Consider the following 4895-nt stretch of genomic DNA (forward strand, 5'->3'; position numbering starts at 1 on the left):
TCAAAGGTACGTTTGTCTTTTTGCTGAACTAGCAGCTTTTTTAGAGTTTCAGCTTCTTCAGTAATCTCAATTTTGACAACTCTGACCATCTTGACAACCCTGATAACCCACTCGAAAAGGAGCTTTAATCAATTATGCCATTATTAAACCCAACTGGGATTACACAACAACGCTCATTAACTCTTTCATCAATTTTTATCAAATGCTTCCTTATATTTTTTCAGGTTTAATTGGTCATACCATTGTAAGTCTCTTCCTGGGAGGTGTCTTGGGTTCCGTAATTGGTTTTGTGATTGGAGCCATCAGACAACGCATGGACGATACAGTGTCTGTGAGCATAGTCGGTTCTTTTTTAGGTTGTCTTCTGATGTGTACTGTACCTCCCATTTTTAACCCAGGCACTTTAAACATAGGGGGAGGGTCTGGAGGGCTTGGCTATTTGCACGTACTAGCCAGCATTGTGTTGATTACTCTGGGTGGCTGTTTTGGCAGCCTTATTGCCAGTACATTTGGATTCAGATTCTTTCTAAACCTTCCAACAAAGCGCTTGGTATGGATGCTCGGCGGAGTTTATATTTTGATGGCGATTTCGCTCTCTTATAGCTATCTGCAATACTGTTCTCCATCCATTTCTTATTGCTAGATGCAGGTGCCCGTGTTCTCCAATATCAACTCATCAATCCGAGCCAAGAACCCTTTCAGCGACTCTCCGGCGTAATACCATCAGATGTGAAATTCGTCATCTGGGTTTGAACTAACCCTAAATGCAGAATCGCCACTATTACACGGAGTTTTAGATCGAGAGACAGCGGCTTGTCAGCCATCAATAACGCCACCTTCGGCATCCAATAGCAATAGGAACTGCCAGAGGTATTGGAGACATAGATAAAAATAAAAAGACAAGTTATCGGACACACTGAGGCTGGATTAAAGGCGGGTTGTGTCAACTTGGATAACTTGTCTTATAAACGGTCACTTCCAACTCCTCCAGAGTGGGCAATTCCTCCAGCGTATGACGCGCTAAGTCTTTGAGGTAGGAGATTTTGGGGCGGCAAATCCCCACATTACGGAGGACTTCATCGGGCGTATCGAGGACATCTTGCGCTAGAGAAACCGAGCGTGGATGACTTTAGCCACCTTAGTAGAAAGTTGTTGGTGGAGAATTGACGGGGATAGACAAAAGAACAAATCTCCCTCCAACTCGTACTGGTTCAGTTGACAGGCACCAATGCGGTCAATGAGTTGTCCCAGGATAGGATCAGAATCCTTAAGATAGTCAATGGCGATCGCGTACATCAATACAAAAAGATTGAAACTGAAATTTAGTTTTCCGCTAATAGAATGATCGTATCTTGCGAGGCAAACGTAATCAGTCGATCTTTTTTGGGATTGATCGTCACCCCATAAGCTCTACCTGAATTATTAGCATCCGCTTTACAACGATAGCCAATTGCCGATTCACCACGTTGCTTGGCGGCTTCAACAACTGTGTAAAAATTAACGGGAGGATCGAGCGCAACATACTCTCTGACAGGCTTGATATAAATTTCTGATCCTTCAGGACTAAAGAGATCGGAAAACACAGCATTAAGGCTTTTTTGTTCAGAAACTTGAGCCAGCAGCCGACTAACAATTTGCTCACTGATGACAAAATCATCCGGGCGAGCCACTTGCGCCAACGCTTGATTTCGCAGATCTAAAATTTCCGTAACCACTTGAAAATTGCACTTGCGGCGGTCGGAAATATCTCGGAGGTAAAGCAGTGTAATCAAAGTTTGAGCATCAGCTTGTTCTGATTCTAAGTCAGAATGGCAGAGCACGAGAACGCGATCGTATTTAGCTAAGTCAATGCTTTCTAATACCCGACGCTCGGTAGGATTTCCCTGCGAATACCGCAGAGTTTGTTGTCGTAAGTTGAGCGATTCTGGTGATAGATTGACTTTTACATCGGGAAATTCTGCAACGACAGTAACGCTGGAGCCTAGAGCAACGTAGTAATCAAGTAGTTGAATAATGCTATAAACGCGGTTATTCCAGCCCAAAATTAAGGTATTTTCTGGGACTCCGATCGCATTTGTCTCTTTAACTTGAATCGCCTGACGATCAATTGGAATGTCAGACAGTGGCGACAAATGAATGGTACTGTCATCTTCGCTAATCAAAACAAGTTGTTCGTTGGGTTGTAATGGCGTGTTGATCGGTGGATTAAGCTGGATAGTCCCATTAGCGTGTTTCAGTCCAAGTACCGCCGAATCCTTGTAGGCTAAAAGCGCATCGCCGTAAGTCTTTCCTTGTAAAGTTGGTTCTGCTTTGATATAAATTTCATTGCCACTAAAATCAAGTAGCTCCATGTAAACCGTTGATAAGCCTGATTGTCTACAGGTTTGCACAACGATCCGCGAAATTAGATCGTTAGTGAGTAAAACCTCTATGTCGTTGCGTCCAATCAGGCTAACAATGTCGGAACTCTTGGGGTCTTGAACTTGAGCAACGATGTGATAGGGCTGGGGTACGCCGCGCGGAATACTGGTAATTGCCAGCAGGGTTTTTACGAGTTGAATATCAGCATGGGCATTGGATGAGCTTAGAATCACGATTGAGCGTGCTGTTTGAACATTCACCATCCCTAAGTCAGTAATATTGCTGGGACTGCCCGTGCGACATACTAAGCGAATTTTAGGACGTTTACCGAGAATACTAGATAGCGTATCTTCCATCTGCACTTTGTCCTCTTCGCTGAGGATGACGATGCAAGAACCGGGTCGATTGGCATTAGCGAGGGTAAGTTCTGAGATGAGGGTAAATACTTGCAGCGACCAGCCCAAAATTACAATGTGATCGGTTTCAACGACACGGGAGCGTCCTTTGCGTAAGTCTTCTAGCTTCGTATCGATGCCACTGCTGAGAACACCGATTAAGGTACTGATGAGGAAAATCCCGCCAAAGGTGACAAACAGCATGGCAAATCGAAATAGCCAGCCTGTATCGCCGCCCATTGTACCTGCGTCTAGAGTCCGCATGAGAACGCTCCAAACCGCTTCTAGAGGATTGAGGCGATCGCTTCCTTCCGGCGCAACTCCGGTAATGCTGACCAAAAATCCCATTAAAAAGATAAAGGCTAGAGAGGTCAAGGCTAATCCACCAATCAGGGCAACAGTGCCTCTAGCCATGAAAGTATCGAACCCGTAGCGGACACGCTCTGAAAGCGTAATTTTACTCATCTTGATAGAAGTTTCCTTGCTGCTATGGCAAATAGTTTTAGGTGAGGGAGCGGAACTTCTGCTTTTAGATGAATTTCAGGTTCCCTAGTCCCTTTCGGTAATCTATATAAGTATTCCCAGATTTACTGGCACTAGAGCTATTTTTTGAAAGTTTGTTACGAAGGGCTGAGACTACTGCGTACCATTTTGGTAAAAGTGCTCGCCCAAGTGTTTACTATGCAGCTAAAACCAACCAACGCAATGTTTACACTGCCGAGGGTAGATTGGTGATGCGTGAGCTACCAATGAAATTGCTTATTTGTAGATATAGAGGCGCAAGAGTAAAAGCGATGGATAATACCCAAGAGAGCGCGTGTAAAGTTATGCCAAAAAGCTGCTCGAATGCACTGGCGGAATCCAGAAATGGATATTGCCTTAGGATTTTTTACCCGTAGTCTTTGCAGATTGATTATTGAATTAGTGGATAAATAGTTGCGCCACTTTTATGGCGGTTAAGTTCACTTTGAACCAAAAATTTCTAAATTGCGAGTATTACACGCTTGAGGGGCTAAGGAGCAGCCAGGTCTGTATAGTTTCATCATAGCTATGGTCAGCGAGATTAACAGGGTTATAATAGCCCCTTCTCAGGGTATTGTAGTCCAAAAACCTTCTCAAGAAGTATTCTTCCAGGGGGGGCTGGGCCGAAAAACAGCGGAAATTAATCGAAAAATACTAAAAGAAAAAGACCCCTAAACACTGCATTTAGGGGTCTTTTCTATTGCTAGCTTTCAAACTATCACCGCTTGTCTCATAACGTAAACTATTAGGGCGATTACAGTGAGTGCACACTGGAAATGAAGAGAATCACACCGAGGTTTGAGCTAAATGATGCGTCAGTATGGAGAGATAAAGGCTACCTTTCATCATCATTAAGAGCGTCATTTCAGTGAAATTGAATCAAAAACAACTAAAATCTAGGTTCAGCGGTTAGAGACTCGCTCATACACAACCTGGTCGCCATTGTTGGTCACCCGTAAATATTTGCCTACAACGTATTTTATCTCACTTCCATCCTCATCGTATGTCGTCCCCTCATAAGATCCACTGTGCTCGTTGAATATGATGTCAGGAACAGTAGTGGTAGCCCCATTAGAAAGGACTGTTGACTCAAGATAAAACGTCTCTCCATTACAACTGTAAATTTCAACCTGATAGTTGGTAGTTACGAATTGGTCTTGCGCGGTACATGACTCTTGCGCGATAAGCAATTCTTCAGACGAGGCAAAACTAGAATCCTCGGAAATATTCGAGAAAGGCGCAACAGCTAACAGGGGCAATGCTGGCATCAATAACCCCAAAGTTATGCCAACTGTAGAGAATAACTTGCAGCTTTTAACCCAAAATTTAGATGTCATTTTGTCTTTCTTTTTGGTTGAATTGTATTTTTTAACTGTAAATTTTTTTTTAGCAACGTCAAGAGTGATTTTTTCTCGTAAGTACACACTAGAAATGGAGGAAATCAAACCGAGGTCTGAACTAAACGATGCGTCAGTATGGATAGATAAGGGCTACTCTTCATTATCATTAAGGCTCTCCTGTAGTTTGGGTGATTACTTTTACTTATCATCAAAAGCAGCAAGTAGCCGTGCGCGAAAGTTTTTAAAGTTAGTAAATCCATAACCTTGTCGCTTAATC

4 protein-coding genes and 1 pseudogene are annotated in these 4895 nt (G+C 43.2%); 1 reads left to right on the plus strand and 4 read right to left on the minus strand.

Annotation, left to right across the window (positions count from 1 at the left end):
* The first annotated feature begins 202 nt into the window (after positions 1-202).
* Positions 203-643, plus strand: coding sequence for a hypothetical protein (locus H6H02_RS26315; RefSeq protein ID WP_190823357.1), 441 nt, complete (start codon positions 203-205; stop codon positions 641-643).
* Here the strand turns inward: H6H02_RS26315 and H6H02_RS26320 are convergent.
* The 4 genes and pseudogenes from H6H02_RS26320 to H6H02_RS26335 all read right to left on the minus strand — a co-directional run.
* Positions 640-875: pseudogene (locus H6H02_RS26320) on the minus strand (short-chain dehydrogenase); the annotation flags it as partial. The gene H6H02_RS26315 and the pseudogene H6H02_RS26320 overlap by 4 nt on opposite strands.
* 229 nt (positions 876-1104) lie before the next feature.
* The gene (locus H6H02_RS27435) at positions 1105-1296 is read right to left on the minus strand and encodes a hypothetical protein (RefSeq protein ID WP_242040894.1); all 192 of its coding nucleotides are present in this window, start codon (positions 1294-1296) and stop codon (positions 1105-1107) included.
* 26 nt (positions 1297-1322) lie between these two features.
* Positions 1323-3221: a potassium transporter TrkA gene (locus H6H02_RS26330; RefSeq protein WP_190823359.1), complete on the minus strand. Its 1899-nt coding sequence runs from the start codon at positions 3219-3221 to the stop codon at positions 1323-1325.
* A 959-nt stretch (positions 3222-4180) separates the two neighbouring features.
* Positions 4181-4723, minus strand: coding sequence for a hypothetical protein (locus H6H02_RS26335; RefSeq protein ID WP_190823361.1), 543 nt, complete (start codon positions 4721-4723; stop codon positions 4181-4183).
* Positions 4724-4895: the final 172 nt, after the last annotated feature.

The sequence above is a fragment of the Coleofasciculus sp. FACHB-1120 genome (genome assembly GCF_014698845.1).
Classification (GTDB): Bacteria; Cyanobacteriota; Cyanobacteriia; order Cyanobacteriales; family FACHB-T130; genus FACHB-T130.